General features: G+C 60.8%; 1 pseudogene. It reads right to left on the bottom strand.

What is annotated here, in order from left to right:
• Positions 1-363 (bottom strand): annotated as a pseudogene (locus P0D89_RS53980) (metallophosphatase family protein); the annotation flags it as partial.
• Between the last annotated feature and the right edge of the window lie 147 nt (positions 364-510).

Genomic DNA, 510 nt, shown 5'->3' with positions numbered 1-510 from the left:
CGGACCGCTCTCGCTTGCTGTATTCGGCTCGGCCTCCAAGCCTGCGAGAACAGCAGCCGCGATCGCTTCAACGAACCCCGATTCGAGAAGTCGAAACCGCTCGACAAGCGGAGCAGCGTCCACATTCGCATGTTCGGCCCAGCGCTCGATCTTTCGATCCACCGTGGTTTCGAGACTGATGCCCTGCGAGCGCGAGCGCACCACCGGGAGTATTCGCGCCTCGACCTTCAATCCGGCCGCTTGCGCGAACAGGGCTTCAACAGCATCACGGTCGACCGACTGACGATGCTCTTCATCGACCTGCCAACGAACACGAACGAACTTGTCCGTAGCGTCCGCTGCGATCGCCGCGAGCTTATCCATGTCAGGTGGACCATCGAAATCGACACAGATCGTCTGCCGGGACGGAGTCGGGATAAGCAGCGCTCTCGCGTTGCCCACCTCAACGTCCCACGTCAGATAGCCCTTGTCGCCTTCTTCGCCGTAGTGAAACCGCCCGATAGATCCTGC

The organism is Paraburkholderia sp. RL18-085-BIA-A (assembly GCF_046027075.1).
Classification (GTDB): Bacteria; Pseudomonadota; Gammaproteobacteria; order Burkholderiales; family Burkholderiaceae; genus Paraburkholderia.
Note: the sequence above shows the minus strand (reverse complement) of the source record. Positions and strands in the feature narration are given on the sequence as shown.